The sequence below is a fragment of the Stenotrophomonas sp. 107298_Sma genome (assembly GCF_056480345.1).
Window position 1 is genome coordinate 3,159,935 of record NZ_CM151094.1, and the last position, 17,813, is coordinate 3,177,747.

16 protein-coding genes and 2 tRNA genes are annotated in these 17,813 nt (G+C 67.3%); 16 read left to right on the forward strand and 2 right to left on the reverse strand.

Translation table 11 applies throughout. The annotated features are described in order from the left end of the window. Positions 1 to 10 precede the first annotated feature (10 nt). The 9 genes from ccmC (at position 11) to ACZK2G_RS14905 (ending at position 7,017) form a co-directional block, all read left to right on the forward strand. Positions 11 to 781 (forward strand): heme ABC transporter permease CcmC, encoded by a 771-nt coding sequence (ccmC, locus tag ACZK2G_RS14865; protein ID WP_253078186.1) that lies wholly within the window; start codon positions 11 to 13, stop codon positions 779 to 781. Then, positions 778 to 966: a heme exporter protein CcmD gene (locus tag ACZK2G_RS14870; RefSeq protein WP_046984380.1), complete on the forward strand. Its 189-nt coding sequence runs from the start codon at positions 778 to 780 to the stop codon at positions 964 to 966. Before ccmC ends, ACZK2G_RS14870 begins: the two co-directional genes overlap by 4 nt. Then, positions 963 to 1,424 (forward strand): cytochrome c maturation protein CcmE, encoded by a 462-nt coding sequence (gene ccmE / locus ACZK2G_RS14875; RefSeq protein ID WP_136639498.1) that lies wholly within the window; start codon positions 963 to 965, stop codon positions 1,422 to 1,424. Before ACZK2G_RS14870 ends, ccmE begins: the two co-directional genes overlap by 4 nt. Continuing rightward, positions 1,425 to 3,344: a heme lyase CcmF/NrfE family subunit gene (locus tag ACZK2G_RS14880; protein WP_065724273.1), complete on the forward strand. Its 1,920-nt coding sequence runs from the start codon at positions 1,425 to 1,427 to the stop codon at positions 3,342 to 3,344. An 8-nt stretch (positions 3,345 to 3,352) separates the two neighbouring features. Continuing rightward, positions 3,353 to 3,970 carry a DsbE family thiol:disulfide interchange protein gene (locus ACZK2G_RS14885; RefSeq protein WP_099551847.1) on the forward strand — a complete coding sequence of 206 codons (618 nt, stop codon included), beginning with the start codon at positions 3,353 to 3,355 and terminating at the stop codon, positions 3,968 to 3,970. Positions 3,971 to 3,974: 4 nt separating this feature from the next. Further along, positions 3,975 to 4,424 carry a cytochrome c-type biogenesis protein gene (locus ACZK2G_RS14890; RefSeq protein ID WP_046986131.1) on the forward strand — a complete coding sequence of 150 codons (450 nt, stop codon included), beginning with the start codon at positions 3,975 to 3,977 and terminating at the stop codon, positions 4,422 to 4,424. Then, positions 4,418 to 5,407, forward strand: a complete 990-nt coding sequence (locus tag ACZK2G_RS14895) for a tetratricopeptide repeat protein (protein WP_046986132.1) — start codon at positions 4,418 to 4,420, stop codon at positions 5,405 to 5,407. Before ACZK2G_RS14890 ends, ACZK2G_RS14895 begins: the two co-directional genes overlap by 7 nt. Before the next feature lie 152 nt (positions 5,408 to 5,559). Next, the gene (gene metX, locus ACZK2G_RS14900; RefSeq protein WP_478473727.1) at positions 5,560 to 6,672 is read left to right on the forward strand and encodes a homoserine O-acetyltransferase MetX; all 1,113 of its coding nucleotides are present in this window, start codon (positions 5,560 to 5,562) and stop codon (positions 6,670 to 6,672) included. Next, the gene (locus ACZK2G_RS14905; protein WP_046986134.1) at positions 6,673 to 7,017 is read left to right on the forward strand and encodes a DUF1294 domain-containing protein; all 345 of its coding nucleotides are present in this window, start codon (positions 6,673 to 6,675) and stop codon (positions 7,015 to 7,017) included. Between the two features lie 98 nt (positions 7,018 to 7,115). Here the strand turns inward: ACZK2G_RS14905 and cydC are convergent, their stop codons facing one another. Further along, positions 7,116 to 8,789 (reverse strand): thiol reductant ABC exporter subunit CydC, encoded by a 1,674-nt coding sequence (gene cydC, locus ACZK2G_RS14910; RefSeq protein ID WP_478473729.1) that lies wholly within the window; start codon positions 8,787 to 8,789, stop codon positions 7,116 to 7,118. Next, complete coding sequence (gene cydD, locus ACZK2G_RS14915) at positions 8,786 to 10,531, reverse strand: thiol reductant ABC exporter subunit CydD (protein ID WP_046986136.1); 1,746 nt, start codon at positions 10,529 to 10,531, stop codon at positions 8,786 to 8,788. The genes cydC and cydD overlap by 4 nt, the downstream gene beginning before the upstream one ends. Before the next feature lie 228 nt (positions 10,532 to 10,759). Here cydD and ACZK2G_RS14920 point away from each other — a divergent pair, with 228 nt between their 5' ends. From ACZK2G_RS14920 to pgaA, 7 genes are all read left to right on the forward strand, one after another. Continuing rightward, the gene (locus ACZK2G_RS14920) at positions 10,760 to 12,343 is read left to right on the forward strand and encodes a cytochrome ubiquinol oxidase subunit I (RefSeq protein ID WP_006378378.1); all 1,584 of its coding nucleotides are present in this window, start codon (positions 10,760 to 10,762) and stop codon (positions 12,341 to 12,343) included. Between the two features lie 15 nt (positions 12,344 to 12,358). Next, on the forward strand, positions 12,359 to 13,513 hold the full coding sequence (gene cydB / locus ACZK2G_RS14925; RefSeq protein WP_046986137.1) for a cytochrome d ubiquinol oxidase subunit II: 1,155 nt from the start codon (positions 12,359 to 12,361) through the stop codon (positions 13,511 to 13,513). Positions 13,514 to 13,567: 54 nt separating this feature from the next. Further along, the gene (gene cydX / locus ACZK2G_RS14930) at positions 13,568 to 13,684 is read left to right on the forward strand and encodes a cytochrome bd-I oxidase subunit CydX (protein ID WP_005410354.1); all 117 of its coding nucleotides are present in this window, start codon (positions 13,568 to 13,570) and stop codon (positions 13,682 to 13,684) included. A gap of 55 nt (positions 13,685 to 13,739) precedes the next feature. Then, a tRNA-Pro gene (locus ACZK2G_RS14935) sits at positions 13,740 to 13,816 on the forward strand. A 140-nt stretch (positions 13,817 to 13,956) separates the two neighbouring features. Beyond that, positions 13,957 to 14,033, forward strand: a tRNA-Pro gene (locus ACZK2G_RS14940). A gap of 202 nt (positions 14,034 to 14,235) precedes the next feature. Then, entirely contained in the window at positions 14,236 to 15,441 is a 1,206-nt protein-coding gene (locus tag ACZK2G_RS14945) for a CynX/NimT family MFS transporter (RefSeq protein ID WP_478473731.1), read from the forward strand. Positions 15,442 to 15,785: 344 nt separating this feature from the next. Next, on the forward strand, positions 15,786 to 17,813 hold the full coding sequence (gene pgaA, locus ACZK2G_RS14950) for a poly-beta-1,6 N-acetyl-D-glucosamine export porin PgaA (RefSeq protein ID WP_478473732.1): 2,028 nt from the start codon (positions 15,786 to 15,788) through the stop codon (positions 17,811 to 17,813).

A 17,813-nucleotide genomic window follows, 5' to 3' on the forward strand; every position in this document is an offset into this window, starting at 1 on the left:
GCCGCCACGCATGAATCCGATTGTCCGCTGGTTCCACCAACTCGGCTCGCCCCCCACGTTCGACCGATTCGCTGCCCGCTGGTCGCGGGTGTTCTACCTGGCTGCGGTGCCGGTGCTGCTGGTGGGCGTGTGGCAGGCGCTGCTGGTGGTGCCGCCGGAAGCCAAGCAGCTGGACAGCTTCCGCATCCTCTACATCCACGTGCCCAGTGCCTGGATGAGCCTGTTCGTGTTCGCGCTGATGGCGCTGTATGCCGCCATCGCCCTGATCTGGCGGATCAAGGTCTGCGAGATCCTGGCCATGGCCTGCGCGCCGATGGGCGCAGGCTTCACCCTGATCACCCTGCTCACCGGCAGCATCTGGGGCAAGGGCACCTGGGGCACCTGGTGGGACTGGGACCCGCGCATGACCAGTGAACTGGTGCTGCTGTTCCTGTACCTGGGCGTGATCGGCCTGTACCACGCCATCGAGGACCGTCGCAGCGCCGCTCGCGCGGCTGGCCTGCTGGCCATCGTCGGTGTCAGCCTGCTGCCGGTGATCCGCTATTCGGTGGACTGGTGGGGCGGCCTGCACCAGCGCCAGTCGATCAACGTGTTCGGTGAATCGGCGATCAGCAGCGCGATGATCGCGCCGCTGTGGTGGATGGTGATCGGCACCAAGTTCTGGTTCGCAGGCTCGGTGCTGGCCAAGGCCCGCGCCGACAACCTCGACCGCGAGGCCGGCAAGGCCTGGGTCGGTGGCCGGGTCGATGCCGCACGCCCGGCCGGGGAGGCCCAGCCATGACCCACCTGCCTTACGTGATCGGTGCCTACGCCGTGTTCGTACTGGTGCTCGGCGCCGATGCCATCGGTTCGTGGCTGCGCCTGCGCGTGGCACGCCGCCTCGCCCTGGCACGCCAGCAGCGACAGCAGACCCGCGCCGGCAAGCAGGAAGCCGCGTCGTCGTTGCCGACGGAGCTGGAACGATGACCCCGGTACAGCGTCGCCGCCTGGTCTGGGTGCTGTTGGCCCTGCTTGCGTCCGGCCTGGCCACCGCGCTGGTGGCGATGGCACTGGAGCGCAACATCGCCTACCTGTACACGCCCTCGGAGGTGCTGCGCGGGGATGTCGATGCGCAGTCGCGCTTCCGCCTGGGCGGCATGGTGGTGAAGGGCTCCTTCAACCGCCCGGTCGGCTCGCTGGAAGCACGCTTCGAGGTCACCGACGGCGATGCTCAGCTGGCGGTGAGCACCTCACGGATCCTGCCGGACATGTTCGCCGAGGGCACTGCCGTGGTTGCCAGCGGCCGCCTGCAGGACGGAATCTTCGTCGCCGATGAAGTCCTGGCCAAGCACGATGAGAAGTATGTGCCGAAGGAAGTGGCCGACAAGATGGGCGACGCCCATCGCAAGCATGATGTGCCGGTGACGGCACCCGAGGTGCGCTGAGTGCTGCCCGAACTGGGTCAGATCCTGCTGTTGTGCGCGCTGCTGGCCTCGCTGCTGCAGGCCGGCCTGCCGCTGGCCGGTGCGCAGCGCAACAACACGGCATGGATGGCGGTGGCGCGACCGGCCGCCTTCGCGCAGCTGCTGCTGCTTGCCGGCGCCTTCGCGGTACTCACCGCCGCGTTCGTTCAGCAGGACTTCTCGGTGCGCTACGTGGCCGAGAACTCCAATTCGCTGCTGCCGATGATCTACCGCTACTCGGCGGTCTGGGGCGCGCACGAGGGCTCGTTGCTGATGTGGGCGCTGGTGCTGGCGCTGTGGACCGGCGCGGTGGCGCTGTTCTCGCGGCACCTGCCGGCGCCGGTACAAGCGCGCGTGCTGGCGGTGATGGGCGTGGTCAGCGTCGGCTTCCTCGCCTTCCTGATCTTCACCTCCAATCCGTTCCTGCGCCTGAACCCGGCGCCACTGGAAGGCCGTGACCTCAACCCGCTGCTGCAGGACCCCGGGCTGATCATCCACCCGCCGATGCTCTACATCGGTTACGTCGGCTTCGCGGTGCCGTTCGCGTTCGCGGTAGCCGCACTACTGGAAGGACGCGTCGACGCCCGCTGGCTGCGCTGGACGCGACCGTGGACCAACGTCGCCTGGGGCTTCCTGACGCTGGGGATCGCGCTGGGCAGCTGGTGGGCTTACTACGAGCTTGGCTGGGGCGGCTGGTGGTTCTGGGACCCGGTGGAAAACGCGAGCTTCATGCCGTGGCTGGTCGGTGCGGCGCTGATCCATTCGCAGGCCGTCACCGAGAAGCGCGGCACCTTCGGCAGCTGGACGTTGCTGCTGGCAATCGCCGCCTTCGCGCTGTCACTGCTGGGTACGTTCCTGGTGCGCTCCGGCGTGCTCACCAGCGTGCATTCGTTCGCCGCCGATCCCTCGCGCGGCCTGTTCATCCTGGTGTTCCTGTCGGTGCTGGTCGGCGGCAGCCTGCTGCTGTATGCGCTGCGGGCGCCACGTCTGTCGGTGAACGCCGACGATCCGCGCCGTGGCTTCACCGCGACATCGCGCGAAACCCTGCTGCTGGCCAACAACCTGCTGCTGGCCACTGCCTGCGCGATGGTCCTGCTCGGCACGCTGTACCCGCTGCTGGCCGATGCGCTGTCACTGGGCAAGATCTCGGTCGGCCCGCCCTACTTCGGCAGCCTGTTCCTGCTGCTGATGGCGCCGATGATCCTGCTGCTGCCGTTCGGCCCGCTGGTGAAGTGGCAGCGCGACCAGCCTTCGCGTGCATTCGCGTTGCTGGCACCGTGGCTGGGGCTGGCCATGTTGCTCGGCGCGCTGGCCTGGTGGCAGGCCCCACAGAACGGTTGGAAGGCCGGCCTGGGCGTTGCTGCAGCGGCCTGGGTCGGGCTGGGCACCGCCCGCTTCGTCTGGCAGCGCCTGCGCGGCAACGGCCGTTTCACCGCCGAAATGCTGGGGATGATCGTCGCCCATGCCGGCATTGCCGTGTTCCTGGCCGGCGCGCTGCTGGTGGAAGCACTCAACGTGCAGCGCGAAGTAGCGCTGGCACCCGGACAGCAGGTGGTGGTCGGCCGCCATGAAGTGCGCTTCGAAGGCGTGGACCATCGCGAAGGTCCGAATTTCATCGCCGACCGCGGCCATCTGCGCGTGTTCCGCAATGGCCGCGAACTGGCACTGCTGCATCCGGAGAAGCGCCAGTACGCCAGTGGCGGCCAGGTGATGACCGAAGCCGGCATCGATGCACGCTTCGACGGTGATGTCTACGTGGCATTGGGCGAGCCGCTGGGCAACAATGCATGGGCGGTACGGGTGCACATCAAACCGTTCGTGCGCTGGATCTGGCTGGGCGCGCTGCTGATGGCCCTGGGCGGATTCATCACCGCCGCCGACCGCCGCTTCCGTCGTCCGTAGGAGTTCCCATGTCCGAGTCCCCCGCCCCGCGCCCCTCCCGCCCGCTGCCGCCGGTAGCCATCGTGATCGGCGTGCTGTTCTTCTTCGGCCTGCTCGGGCTGATGATCTACGGGGTGATGAAATCCGGCGACCCGCAGCGCGACGTGCTGCCGTCGGCCCTGATCGACAAGCCGGCGCCGGCGTTCGCGCTGCCGGTGCTGCACGACCCGGAAATGATCGTGCACAGCGACGAGCTGCGCGGCGCGCCCTACCTGCTGAACGTGTGGGGCAGCTGGTGCGCGGCCTGCCGCGAGGAACATCCGGTGTTGACCCGTTTCGCCGAGAGCAAGCGCGTACGCGTGATCGGCTACAACTGGAAGGACGACCCGACCGATGCCCTGCACTGGCTGGAGCAGCTGGGCAACCCGTTCATGGTCGTGCTCAGCGACGTGGAAGGCCGCACCGCGATCGACTGGGGCGTGACCGCTGCGCCGGAAACCTTCCTGGTCGATGGCAGTGGCATCGTGCGTTGGAAGTACAGCGGGGCGATGACCCAGCGCGTGGTCGACGAGAAGCTGATCCCGGCCCTGGAGAAGATCGAAAAGGCCCAGGGCAATGCCGGCAACACCCTGCACACGGCGCCCTGAGCCGATGCGCTGGCTGCTGGCGCTGCTGCTCATGATGCTGCCGTTGGCCGCGCTGGCCCAGCAGCCGCTGCACGATCCGCAGCCGCTGCAGTTCCGCGATGGCGCAGAGGAACGCCGCTTTCATGACCTGGCCGCGCAGCTACGCTGCGTGCAGTGCCAGAACCAGTCACTGGCCGATTCCAACGCGCAGATCGCCCAGGACCTGCGCCGCGAAGTGCTGCAGTTGATGCAGCAGGGCCATGACGACGCACAGATCAAGCAGTTCCTGGTCGCCCGTTACGGCGAGTTCGTGCTCTACCAGCCACCACTGCAGCCGGGTACGTGGCTGTTGTGGGGCGGTCCGCTGCTGGTGCTCGGCGCCGGTGCGCTGGTGGTGCTGGGCATCGTCCGCCGTCGTGGGCGCACGGTCGCGTCCGCACCGGCCAGCAAGACTGATGAAGGAGACGGTTGGTGAGCCATTGGCTTCCCATGGCAGCGGGTGTGAGTGCTGCGCTGATGGCTGCACTGGTGCTGTGGCCGCTGCGCCACCATGGCCGCCGCGGCTTCGTGGTCGGCGTGCTCGCGCTGGGCGTGGCCGGTGCCTGCCTGTACCTGCTGGTCGGAGACCCGCGTGCGGCACAGGTGCAGCCTGCGCCGTCGGTGGCCACCCTGCGTGACGGCGTGCAGGCCCTGCAGGATGCGTTGCAGCGCGATCCGCAGCGTGCCGATGGCTGGACGCTGCTCGGGCGTTCGCAGGCCGAGCTGGGCAACACGTCGGCTGCGGCGGACGCCTTCGCACGTGCCGCCGCCCTGGCCCCTGAAGACCCCGGCGTGCTGGTGGAAGCGGCACAGGCGCGGGCACAGGCCGATGCCGGCAAACAGTTCGACGACACCGCAATGACCTGGCTGCAGCAGGCGCGCAGCCTGGCCCCGGATGCCGAACGCGCCAGCTGGTTGCTCGGCATCGCCCTGCGCCAGCGCGGCCGGAATGCCGAAGCAGCCGATATCTGGAGCAGCCTGCTGCCGCGACTGGAACCGGGTGCCGCACAGGCACTGCAGGCACAGATCGCGATCGCCCGCGAAGCCGTCGGCCAGGCGCCCGATGCTGGCGCTGCGACGCCACCGGCGCTGCTGCAGGTACGCGTGCAGCTGCCGGCGCTGAAGAGCAGCGAGTGGCCAGCCGGCACCCAGGTGTTCGTACTGGCGCGTGCCGCGGGTGGACCGCCGATGCCGGTGGCCGCACGCAAGCTGCCGCTGGCTGGCTTCCCGGCCACGGTCGGGCTGGGTGACGGTGACAGCCCGATGCCGACCGCACCGCTGTCGGCCCATCGCGAAGTGGAAGTGCTGGCGCGCATCTCGCGCAGCGGCAGCGCCAACCGTAGCGAGGACGATCTGCAGAGCACGCCTGTGAAGGTGAACCTGCCGCATGAGGGCGTGGTTGAGTTGCGGTTCCCTTGACGCTCCGCACGGTAGTGCCGGCCGCTGGCCGGCAACCACGCGGGCACATCAAGGTTCATGAGGTTGCCGGCAGCGGCCGGTACTACCGGGTGCATCGCCGATGGAAACCAGCGTGTCGCCAGCTCCACATGCAGCCCCGCTAGAATGCCCGCATGACTGAATTCATCCCGCCCGGCACTCGCTTCCATGCCCTGCCCTCGCCGTTCCCGTTCAAGCGCGGTGGCGCCCTGCACGGTGCTCGCGTGGCCTACGAAACCTGGGGAACGCTGGATGCCGATGCCGGCAACGCGATCCTGATCGTCACCGGGCTGTCGCCGGATGCGCATGCCGCCGCCAACGACGCCAACCCGGCACCGGGCTGGTGGGACGCGATGGTCGGGCCCGGCAAGCCGATCGACAGCGACCGCTGGTTCGTGGTGTGCGTGAACTCGTTGGGCAGCTGCAAGGGCTCGACCGGACCGGCGTCGCTCAATCCGGCTACAGGCCAACCCTATCGCCTCGACTTCCCGGAGCTGTCGATCGAGGACGGCGCTCGCGCGGCCATCGAGGTGGTGCAGGCGCTGGGCATTGAACGACTGGCCTGCGTGGTCGGCAATTCAATGGGCGGCATGACCGCGTTGGCCGTGCTGATGCTGCAGCCGGGCATCGCACGCAGCCACATCAACATCTCCGGCAGTGCACAGGCGTTGCCGTTCTCGATCGCGATCCGCTCGCTGCAGCGCGAGGCAATCCGCCTCGACCCGCGCTGGAACGGCGGCCACTACGATGACGATGCGTACCCGGAATCGGGGATGCGCATGGCGCGCAAGCTGGGCGTGATCACCTACCGCTCGGCGCTGGAATGGGATGGCCGCTTCGGCCGCGTGCGGCTGGATTCGGACCAGACCGACGACGATCCGTTCGGCCTGGAATTCCAGGTGGAAAGCTACCTGGAAGGCCACGCGCGGCGCTTCGTGCGCTTCTTCGATCCGAACTGCTACCTGTACCTGAGCCGCTCGATGGACTGGTTCGACCTGGCCGAGTATGCCGACGGCGACGTGCTGGCCGGGCTGGCGAAGATCCGGGTGGAGAAGGCGTTGGCGATCGGTGCCAACACCGACATCCTGTTCCCGGTGCAGCAGCAGCAGCAAGTAGCAGATGGCCTGCGCGCAGGCGGTGCCGATGCGCAGTTCATCGGCCTGGAATCACCACAGGGCCACGACGCCTTCCTGGTCGATTTCGAGCGCTTCGGCCCGGCCGTGCGCGGCTTCCTCGACGCACTCTAAGTGGCGTGGCGGCGCAACCTCGCGCTGGCCGCGTTCGGCGCGCTGATCGCGCTGATGATCAGCGGCGTGCTGCCACTGTGGCTGGGCGGCTGGTGCCTGCTGGCCAGCGCAGTGTCGTTCGGCCTGTACGGCCACGACAAGCGCGCGGCACAGCGCAAGCAATCGCGGATTCCCGAGCGCACCCTGCAACTGCTGGCCTTTGCCGGCGGCTGGCCCGGTGCGCTGCTGGGCCAGGGGCTGTTCCGCCACAAGCATCGCAAGGCCTCGTTCCAATGGGTGTTCTGGCTGTGCGTGCTGGCCAACGTGGCCTCGATCGCAGTGATGCTGCGCGAGTTTTCGCGGTAACCGTTCGAATGGGTAGTGCCGGCCGCTGGCCGGCAACGCCATGATGTTCGAACCGGATGCGTGGTTGCCGGCCAGCGGCCGGCACTACCGGGATGATTTCACGCTTCGCGGATCAGAACCCCATCACACAACCGGTACTGCGCATCAACCACGCCTTCGGGCAGGTCGTCGTGGGTGATCATCAGCAGGCTGCGGCCGTCCAGCAAGCTGGCCAGATCCAGCAGCAGCGCGCGCGCGGTATCCACGTCCAGGCCCTCGGTCGGCTCGTCCAGCAGCAGGATCGGCGCATTGCGCAGCAGCGCGCGCGCCAGTGCCAGGCGCCGTGCCTGACCGGCCGACATGGTCGCGCCGTTCTCGCCCACCCAGGCCTGCAGGCCACCATTGTGCTCGGCCCATTCGCCCAGGCGCACGCGCCGCAGCACCGCCCACAACGCCGCGTCGCTCGCATCGGGATCACCCAGCCGCAGGTTCTCGGCCACGCTGCCGGCAAACACCGGGGCGTTCTGCGGCAACCAGGCCAGCTGCCGATGCCAGTCGCCCTGGGCGAAGTCGCGCAGGTCACGGCCACCGTAGGTCAACCGCCCCTGCTGCGGATCCCACAATCGCAGCAGCAGGCTGGACAGCGTGGTCTTGCCACTGCCGCTGTCGCCGCGGATGGCAATGCGCTCGCCCGGTGCCAGGGTCAGCTGCAGGCCAGACAGCACCGGACGCACCGCGCCTGGCCACTGGAAATGGATGTCATCCCAATGCACGCGCGCCGCCTGCGGCACCGGCTGCGGCGCCTGCGGGTCTTCCACCGTCGGCGGCTGCTCGACGATCGCCTGCAGCCGCGCAGCAGCGATGCGCCCGGACTGCAGTGACTGCCAGGCCAGGCCCATGCCGGCCCACAGTTCGATCAGTGCCACGGTGAGGAACACCAGCCCAGCGGCCATTTCCGGCGCGATGCGCTGCTGTTCGGCCGCATGCAGAGCCAGTGCCAGCATCGCTACCAGACCCAGCCCGGCAACCAGGCCGTGCAGGGTCGAGGCCGCGATCAGGCGCCAGCGACGGCGACGATCACGCGAGGCCAGTTGCTTGGCGGCCACCCGCACCTTCAACTGCCATGCCGTGCTGGCATGCAGTGCGGCCAGATCACCCGCGCCTTCCAGTCCTTCGAACGCGGCGGTGCGCAGCGCAGCGCGATGTGCGGCGCGATCGGCCTCCTCATCGTCATGCCCACGCACGCCCAGCCACGGCACCCCGAAGCTGATCAGCACCGCCAGTACCGCCAGCAGCACAGCCGCCGAAGGCAGGACCACAGCGGCCGAAGCCACCCCCACCAGCGACAACCCACCCAGGGCCAACAGGGGGCCGATGGCGCGCACCAGCAGGCCATCCACTTCGCCGATGTCACCCAGCAGGCGTGCCAGCAGCTCCCCGGTACGCGTCGCGCCCAACCGCGCCGGTGCCAGCGGCAGCGCGCGTCGGAAGAACCACACGCGCAGGTCACGGGCGATGCGCAGGGTCACGTCATGCCCCACCAGTTTTTCGAAGTAGCGCGACGCGATGCGCGCCATGGTCAGCCCACGGATGCCCGCCGAGGGCGTGAAGAAATTGAAGCCCTGGCCGAGGCCGGCGACACCGGCCAGCGCTGCGGCGGTCAGGAAGCCGCCCGACAACCCCAGCAGGGCGGTGCCGGCCAGCATCGTGGCCCACAGCAGCAGCACGGCCAGCAACAGGCGCGCGCGATGGCGCAGGAATACCGCGCGCAGTGAATCCGGCGAACGACTCATGCGCGCACCGCCTGCGCTGGCTCGACCAGCCGCCCTTCGGGCAGCAGCAGGCAACGGTCGGCCCAGGCAATCACCGCCGGGCTATGGGTGGCGACCACCACGCTGCGCCCGCGCGCATAGGCGGCCAGGCTGCGCAGCAGCGCGGCTTCGGTGTCCGCATCGAGGAAGGCGGTGGGCTCATCCAGCAGCAGTACCTGTGGATCGCGCAGCAGCAACCGGGCCAGGCCGATGCGGCGTGCTTCACCACCGGACAGGCCGAAGCCGCGCTCACCGATCACGGTATCCAGCCCCTGCGGCAGGCGCTGTGCGAACTGCAGCACCTGCGCGGCCTCGGCCACCGCGCGCAGGCGGGCGTCGCTGGCGCCCGGATCGGCCAGCCGCAGATTATCGGCGATGCTGCCATGGAACAGGTAGGGCCTCTGGCTGGCATAGGCCACCTGCAGCCCCGGTCGCAGCTGCACCCTGCCCGCACGGGGGGGCAGCCAACCGGCCAGTGCTTCCAGCAACGTACTCTTGCCACTGCCACTGGGGCCCACCAGCGCCAGCCGCTGGCCTGGCTCCAGTGTCACGTCCAGGCCCTGCAGCACATCATGCGGCGCGCCCAAGGGACGCAGCATCAGCCCCCACGCCCGCAACGGCGCCATCGCCGCTTCGGCCGGCTCCTGCGGCAGCGGCACCATTTCGTCATCGGCAAGGACAGCTTCTTCCGGCAGCACCTGCAACAGGCGCTCCACTTCAGCGGCCGCAGCCAGCGCGTTGGCACGGTCGTGGTAGTGCGCTGCCAGCCGCCGCAGTGGCGCATAGAACTCCGGTGCCAGCAGCAGGCAGAACAGGCCCGCACCCAGCGTGGGCACCGTCGCATGCAACGACATCAGGCCCAGATAGCTCAGCCCCAGGTACAGCGCGACCATCGCCACGCTCACCGAAGCGAAGAACTCCAGCACGGTGGACGACAGGAAGGCGATGCGCAGCACCTTCATCGTTCGCACGCGCACGCCTTCTGCAGCCGCTTCGATACCCTCCAGCTCGGCCTCGCCGCGGCCATACAGGCGCAGCAGGCCCAGGCCCTTGATGCGATCGGCGAAGTGTCCGCTCATCCGTGCCAGTTCGCCCAGCTGCGCACGGCCGGCCGCTTCGGCACCCCAGCCCACCAGCATCATGAAGAACGGCACCAGGGGCGCGGTGAACAACAGGATCAGCGCTACTACCCAGTCGACCCAGGCCACTGCCGCGAGGATCAGCACCGGCACCACCACCACTTCGGTGCGCACCGGCAGGAAGCCGCTGTAATAACTCTCGATCGCATCGCCGTGATGCAACATCAGTTCGCCCAGCTCGCCGGTACGGCGTTGGCGCAGCCACAGCGGCCCATGGCCAAGCAGGCGCGCGAATACGCGCTCGCGCAACGCCAGCCGCGCGGCATCGGCCACGTCACCCGCTGCAGCCTGGGTGGCGCTGCCCAGCAGCGTACGCACGATCAGGATCACGACCAGCGTGGCCAGCACCGGCAGGCCCGAGGCCAGTGGTGCACGCTCGACCAGCACCTGCTGCACCAGCCAGGCGATGGCGGCCGCCTGGCCGATCAACAGTGCGCCGGACAGGCTGATGCACAACGAGGCCAACCGCTGGCGGCCGCGCGCGGACCGCGCCAGATCGGCCAGCCACGCGCTACGGATGCGCCGCAACCGGGTCGATTCGTCTTCGGAAACAGCGGCGTCAGCAGTCGGTTCGGCAGCGCTCAAGGGTCTTCACAGGCAACAGGGCATTGGCAGGCATTGTAGGCGCAGGCAACAGCCTCCCCCTGCGGCCGGCGGTCGCAGTCCCAGGCGGGTTGGCATACGATCCTCCTGAATACCCATTCATACATTGATCTGGATCAAGGCTGTTTGAAGTAGTCGGTCACATCATTCACCCCGTAGACCACCCTTCCCGCCACCTGCAACGGCACTATCCAACGAGGTAGCCAGGCCATGATTGATCAGACAGTCGTAGAACTGTCGCGGCTGCAATTCGCTCTGACCGCGATGTACCACTTCCTATTCGTCCCCCTCACGCTTGGCCTGTCCTTCATGGTGGCCATCATGGAAAGCGTGTACGTGATGACCCGCAAGCAGGTCTGGCGGCAGATGACCCTGTTCTGGGGTGCCCTGTTCGGCATCAACTTCGCCATCGGCGTAGCCACCGGCCTGGTGATGGAGTTCCAGTTCGGCATGAACTGGTCGTACTACAGCCATTACGTCGGTGACATCTTCGGTGCGCCGCTGGCCATCGAAGGCCTGATGGCGTTCTTCCTGGAAGCGACCTTCATCGGCCTGTTCTTCTTCGGCTGGAAGCGCCTGACTCCGGTCAAGCACCTCACCGTGACCTGGCTGATGGCGCTGGGCACCAACCTGTCGGCGGTGTGGATCCTGATCGCCAACGGCTGGATGCAGAACCCGACCGGTGCGGTGTTCAACCCGGAAACCATGCGCATGGAAGTGGTCGACTTCGCCGCGGTGCTGCTGAACCCGGTGGCGCAGGCCAAGTTCGTGCATACCGTCAGTGCCGGCTACGTGACCGGTGCGATCTTCGTGATGTCGATCAGCGCGCTGTACCTGCTGCGTGGCAAGTACAAGGACATGGCCCGCCGTTCGTTCGCGGTGGCTGCAGCCTTCGGCCTGCTGTCCTCGCTGTCGGTGGTGGTGCTGGGTGACGAAAGCGGTTATGCCGCCAGCGAACACCAGAAGATGAAGCTGGCCGCGATTGAAGCGATGTGGGAAACCGAGCGTGCGCCGGCCGACTTCACCGCCTTCGGCATTCCCAACCAAGACACCCATCAGAACGACTATGCGGTGAAGATCCCGTACCTGATGGGCCTGATCGCCACCCGCTCGCTGGACCAGCCGATTCCCGGCATCCTGGAGCTGGTGGAACGTGCCGAGCACCGCATCCGCGGTGGCCAGATCGCCTACGGCGCACTGGAGCGCGTGAAGAAGGACCGCAACGATCTCGAAGCACGCGAGATGTTCGATCGCCACTGGCAGGATCTCGGCCATGGCCTGCTGCTGAAGCGCTACCGCGAAGACATCCTCAACGCGACGCCGGAGGAAATCTCCAAGGCCGCGATGGATACCGTGCCGCGCGTGGCCCCGCTGTTCTGGACCTTCCGCATCATGGCGGGCCTGGGCTTCTACCTGATCGCCTTCTTCGCGTTGGCCTTCTACTTCTCGTGCCGCAACAACTTCCAGGACAAGCGCTGGTTCCTGCGGTTGGCGGTGTGGTCGCTGCCGGCACCGTGGATCGCGATCGAATGCGGTTGGTTCGTTGCCGAGTACGGCCGCCAGCCGTGGGCTGTGGACGGCGTCCTGCCGACCTTCTACGCCGCATCGGGCCTGGCACTGCATGAAATCCTGACCACGCTGGCGGTGTTCACCAGCTTGTACACGGTGCTGCTGATCATCGAGATCAAGCTGATGCTGAAGGCGATCCGCAAGGGTCCGGACGACATCCTGCCGACGCTGCAGGCCGATATCCGCCCTGTTTCCCCCAATGCAGTCGCCCCCGGCCAGGCCTGAGGCAGGAGAATCCAGATGGAATTCATTGCACTTGATTACACCACGCTCCGCGTGATCTGGTGGCTGCTGCTCGGCATCCTGCTGATCGGCTGGGCCGTGATGGATGGTTTCGACCTTGGCGTCGGCACCCTGTTGCCGTTCGTTGCCAAAACCGATGAAGAACGCCGGCTGGTGATCAATACCGTCGGCCCGGTGTGGGAAGGCAACCAGGTGTGGCTGGTACTGGGTGGCGGTGCGATTTTCGCCGCATGGCCGCCGCTGTATGCGGTCAGCTTCTCCGGCTTCTACCTGGCGGTGTTTGCGATGCTGTTCGGGCTGATCCTGCGCCCGGTCGGCTTCAAGTACCGCAGCAAGCTGCCGTCCAAGCGCTGGCGCGACAACTGGGACCGCGTGCTGTTTGTCGGTGGCCTGCTGCCGGGCCTGATTGCCGGCGTGGCGGTGGGCAACGTGCTGCTGGGTGTGCCGTTCCACTTCGATGACACCCTGCGCGTGACCTACACCGGTTCGTTCTTCGGCCTGCTCACACCGTTCGCGCTCATCGCCGGCCTGATCAGCGTGGCCATGCTGGTTTCGCATGGTGCGGCCATGCTGGTCATCAAGACCGACGGCCCGGTGGCCGAACGTGCCGCACGTTACGGCAGCGTCGCCGCCATCATCAGCTTCGTGCTGTTCGCCGTGGCCGGTGCCTGGGTGGCCTTCGGCCTGCCGGGTTACCAGATCACCTCGCAGGTGGTCACCGATGGCCCGACCAATCCGCTGCTGAAGACGGCCGAGCTGGGCACGGCTGCCGGTGGTTGGCTGCGCAACTACAGCAGCATGCCGGCCACGATCGTGTTCCCGGTGCTCGGCCTGCTCGGCGCGCTGGCCAGTGCGGTGCTGCTGCGTGCCCGTCGTGGTGGCCTGGCCTTCATCGCCTCGGGTGCATCCATCGCTGGCATCATCCTGACTGTCGGCTTTGCGATCTTCCCGTTCCTGCTGCCGTCCTCCAGCCAGCCCACCTCCAGCCTGACCGTCTGGGACAGCTCGTCCAGCCACCTCACGCTGTGGGTCATGCTGCTGGCCACGGCCATCTTCCTGCCGATCATCCTCGCCTACACCACCTGGGTGTACCGCGTGCTGAAGGGCAAGACGACGGTCGAGGACATGGACGACAACCCCAACGCCTATTGATTGCCAGCGTGCCGACCCACGGTCGGCACCTGTCTTGCACACAGGAGATTGAACATGTGGTATTTCGCCTGGATCCTCGGCGCCGGCCTCGCCTCGACGGTCGCCATCCTCAACGGCATGTGGTTTGAAGCCCGCGAGCAGAACCGCATCGAGAAAGAAAATCGTCGCTGAGCTGTAAAAAAGCCTTGCCGCCTTGGCCTTCACACGGTATCTTAGGCGGCTCCTTCGGGGTGTAGCTCAGTCTGGTAGAGCGCTACGTTCGGGACGTAGAGGTCGCAGGTTCGAATCCTGTCTCCCCGACCACTCAAGTGGTCGCATTGAAGCCTGGTGAAGTCGTCCAGGCTTTTTTGTTCCCTGAAGTGGCACTGCTTCGGCAGTGTGAAGAAAACAGCATCCACCCCTTGCCGCCATCGGGGTGAATCGCTAGAATAGGCGGCTCCCTTCGGGGTGTAGCTCAGTCTGGTAGAGCGCTACGTTCGGGACGTAGAGGTCGCAGGTTCGAATCCTGTCTCCCCGACCACTTCGGTGGTCACCAAGAAGCCTGGAAGACATCACTGTCCTCCGGGTTTTTTTGTGCCTGCGGCCCGGGACAGGCGCGGCCGCCCGCAACGCCACTGGCCAGCCACGTACAATGGCCGCCTCCCCCACCTGCCGCTTCGGCGTAGACCGATGCCGGCGCTGCATGCCGTTGCTGAAGCGTGCGACACCTGCAAGGACCACCGATGAGTTCCTCCACTTCCGATTCGCCGTCGCTGCAGCACGGCCGCGTCCTCGCATTCGCCGCGATCCTGTTGGCCGCGATCAACCTGCGCACAGCGGTCACCTCGATCACGCCCCTGCTCGATGTGCTCGGCCAGCAGTTCGATTTCGGCACCACCATGACCGGTGTGCTGGGCATGCTGCCCACCGCCTCGTTCGCGCTGTTCGGCGTGGCAACGCCGGCACTGGCGCGGCGCCTGGGCCTGGAGCGCACCACCCTGCTGGCCATGCTGATGGCAGCCGCCGGCCTGCTGCTGCGCTCCAGCGCCGGCAACGTCGGCACGCTGCTGCTGGGCTCGGTGATCGCACTGGCCGGCATGGGTATCGGCAACGTAGTGGTGCCGCCGCTGGTGAAGCGTTACTTCGCCAACAAGGTCGGCACCATGAGCACGCTGTACATCAGTGTGCTGCAGCTGGGCACGATGATGCCGGCGCTGCTGGCGGTGCCGGTGGCCAATGCGGCCGGCTGGCGGGTGTCGCTAGGCATGTGGGCGCTGCTGGCGCTGGCGGCGAGCCTGCCGTGGCTGCTGCTGGCGCGCCGTGCGCCCGGGCCGGTGCTGGATGCCAACGACCCGACCGCACAACCGCATGGCAAGGTCTGGCGCACGTCGCTGGGCTGGAGCATGACGCTGATGTTCGGCATGACTTCGCTGATGACCTATTCGATGTTCACCTGGCTGCCGCGCATCGTGGTCGAGGCCGGCGGCACGCCCGCCTTCGGCGGGGTGATGGTGGCAGTGTTCTCGGCGCTGGGCCTGCTGCCGTCGCTGGTCATCCCATCGATGGCGGTGCGCCTGCAGAACCCGTTCCCGCTGGTCCTGATCGGCTTCTTCTCGTTCGTGATCGCCTTCACCGGCCTGCTGCTCGCACCGATGAAGGCGCCACTGCTGTGGGCCTGCCTGCTCGGTGTCGGCCCGTCCACGTTCCCGCTGGCACTGACCCTGATCAACCTGCGCACGCGCACTCCGACCGGCTCGGCCGCGCTGTCCGGCTTCATGCAGGGTGTGGGCTACAGCTTCAGCTGCCTGGGGCCATTCCTGGTCGGCTGGCTGCACACCGTCAGCGACGGTTGGACGATCCCATTCAGCTTCCTGTTCGGCTGCGCGACCCTGATGCTGTGTGCCTCCTGGGTGGCATGCAAGCCGCGCAAGCTGGAAGACCTCTGGTAAGCATCCACCCGGGCCGGCTGCCGCCCTCCATCTACCGCCGGTCAGTCTTCACGCGGATTTTGACGCTGGGCTGACAGTTCCGGGCAGATAGTGCCCCCGAATGCCCATCCTTGCCGCGTGCCGGCATCGGGCATGGGGGCGGCAGCGCCGTCCAGGCCACCAGTCGGTGTGCGGGGGACTCTCGTTTCAGACTAGACATTGCAGGTCGCTGTCCCGGTTCTACCCATCCTGCTGGATGGGAACGCACGAGGGGAGTGACGCAGGCCACGGCCATCCCAAAATCTGGCATGTGATGTGCGTCACATTTTTCAGGTTGTCTGGTTCGGAAGCCAAGGGGGTCCCCAATGGTTGTCCACCGCCGGCTGGCGCTCTGCGTCGGCCTTGCCTGCTTCGCTCTGGCCTGGGCCAGCAGCGCGGCCCCGCCTGATCGCGAGGCCGCCCTGGCCGAGATCGGCCGCTACCGCGACCAGGCCCGCTGGCTGGATGCGCTGGGAGCGATCGAGCGCGCCAGCCAGCAGCAGCCCAACGACGATCTGTTGTTCAAGCTGCGCGTGCTGACCCTGGGCGATATCGGCAACGCGTGGCGCGCCTGGGAGCTGTACCAGCAGCGCCCGCAGTTGTTCGACGATGCACAGAAGCAGCGACTTGAGGGCGACTACCTGGCCAAGCTGGTGGTCTGGAGCCTGGCCTACAGCAGCAGCGAGGACGCCCGCCTGGAAGAAGCCGAGTCGACCCTGGCGCGCATGCAGCGCTACGTCGGCAGCGAAGGCACCACTGCGGCGCAGGCACCCCTGCGGATCCGGCTGGATCGCCTGATCCTGCTCAACCGGCTGGGCCGCCACGCACAGGTTCGTGAGGAAGCACGCGCACTGCAGGCCGAGGGCCATGCACTGCCCGACTACGTGCTGCCCGCTGTGGGTGATTCACTGATGGGCACCCTGCATCCGCTGGAGGCCATTCCGGTGCTGCAGGCGGCGGTGACCGGCGATCCCACACGCGATGCTTCGCATTCGGAATTGGCCTATGCCTATCTTGAGAGCGAACAGCAGGAAAAGGCCATCGGCCTGCTGCAGGCGTGGCGCGACAAGGAACCGGCCTGGCGCTGGGGCAACGGAAAATCGCCGTATGCGAACTGGTCACGCTACGAGGCCGACCTGAATCTGGCGATGGTGCGTGCCTACAGCGGCGACCTGCCGACCGCCCAGCGCGACCTGGAATCGATGGTCGATATCGCCCCCGGCAACGGTGGCCTGCAGAGTGCGTTGGGCAGCGTGTACATGATGCGCGGCTGGCCACGCATGGCCCTGCAGCGGCAGCAGATGGCGCATGCACTGGACCCGCGCGACATCGAGCCGCGGCTGGGTATGGAAGAGGCCTACGTCGCCCTGCAGCGCGATGACCTGGCGCGGCCACTGCATGACGACCTGCTCGCGCGCTATCCCACCCAGCCTGCCGTCGAACGCATGGACCAGGCCTGGCGTGCACATCGCGGCTGGCAGCTGAAGGCATGGACCGACATCGGCCGCAGCTCCGGCGGTGGCGGCACTTCGCCACTGGGCAACAACGACCGTCACTACGGCATGGAAGTGCAGACGCCGGTGCTCGACGACCGCTGGCGGTTGTTCGCCTTCGCCGACAGGCGCTCGGTCGACTTCCAGGACCAGCGCATCGACCCGCTGTGGCTGGGTGCAGGCGTGCGCTACCGCTTCGGCCGGCTGGATGCGGAGGCCGCGGTAGTGCATGCCAACGATCACGTCGGCGATACCGGCCTGCGTGCCAGCGTGGGCTGGCAGTTCAACGACTGCTGGCATGCCGGGCTGATGGCTGCGCGCAATGATCCGGAGGCCTCGATGCAGGCGCGCGCGGCCGGCATCACCGCCGACAGCGTGGGCGCGCAGGTGGACTACCGGCGCAGCGAACGCACCCACTGGATGTTCGGCGCCAGCCGCTTCCGCTACGACGATGGCAATCACCGCGAACTGTTCAGCACCAGTGTCGAGCAGCGGCTGCTGACTCGACCACGCTGGCTGATCGATGGCCTGGCCAGTGCCTATACCAGCTGGGGCAGCCGCGACGATGCGCCCTACTTCAATCCGAAGCGCGACCGCATGGTCGAGATCGGCCTGCGCGTCGACCAGCAGCTGTGGCGACACTATGAGCGCCATTTCCGGCACCGGCTGACGGTCTCGCTGGGCGACTACTGGCAGGACGGCTTCGGCAGCGCACTGGTGCCGTCGGTGTCCTACATGCATGAGTGGCAGATCGGCCAGGGCCGCGTGCTCGAGTATGGCGTGCGCTGGTCACGGCCGGTCTATGACGGCCACCGCGAGCGCCATATCGGCTTCGAAGCCGCACTGCGCTGGGGAGACTGA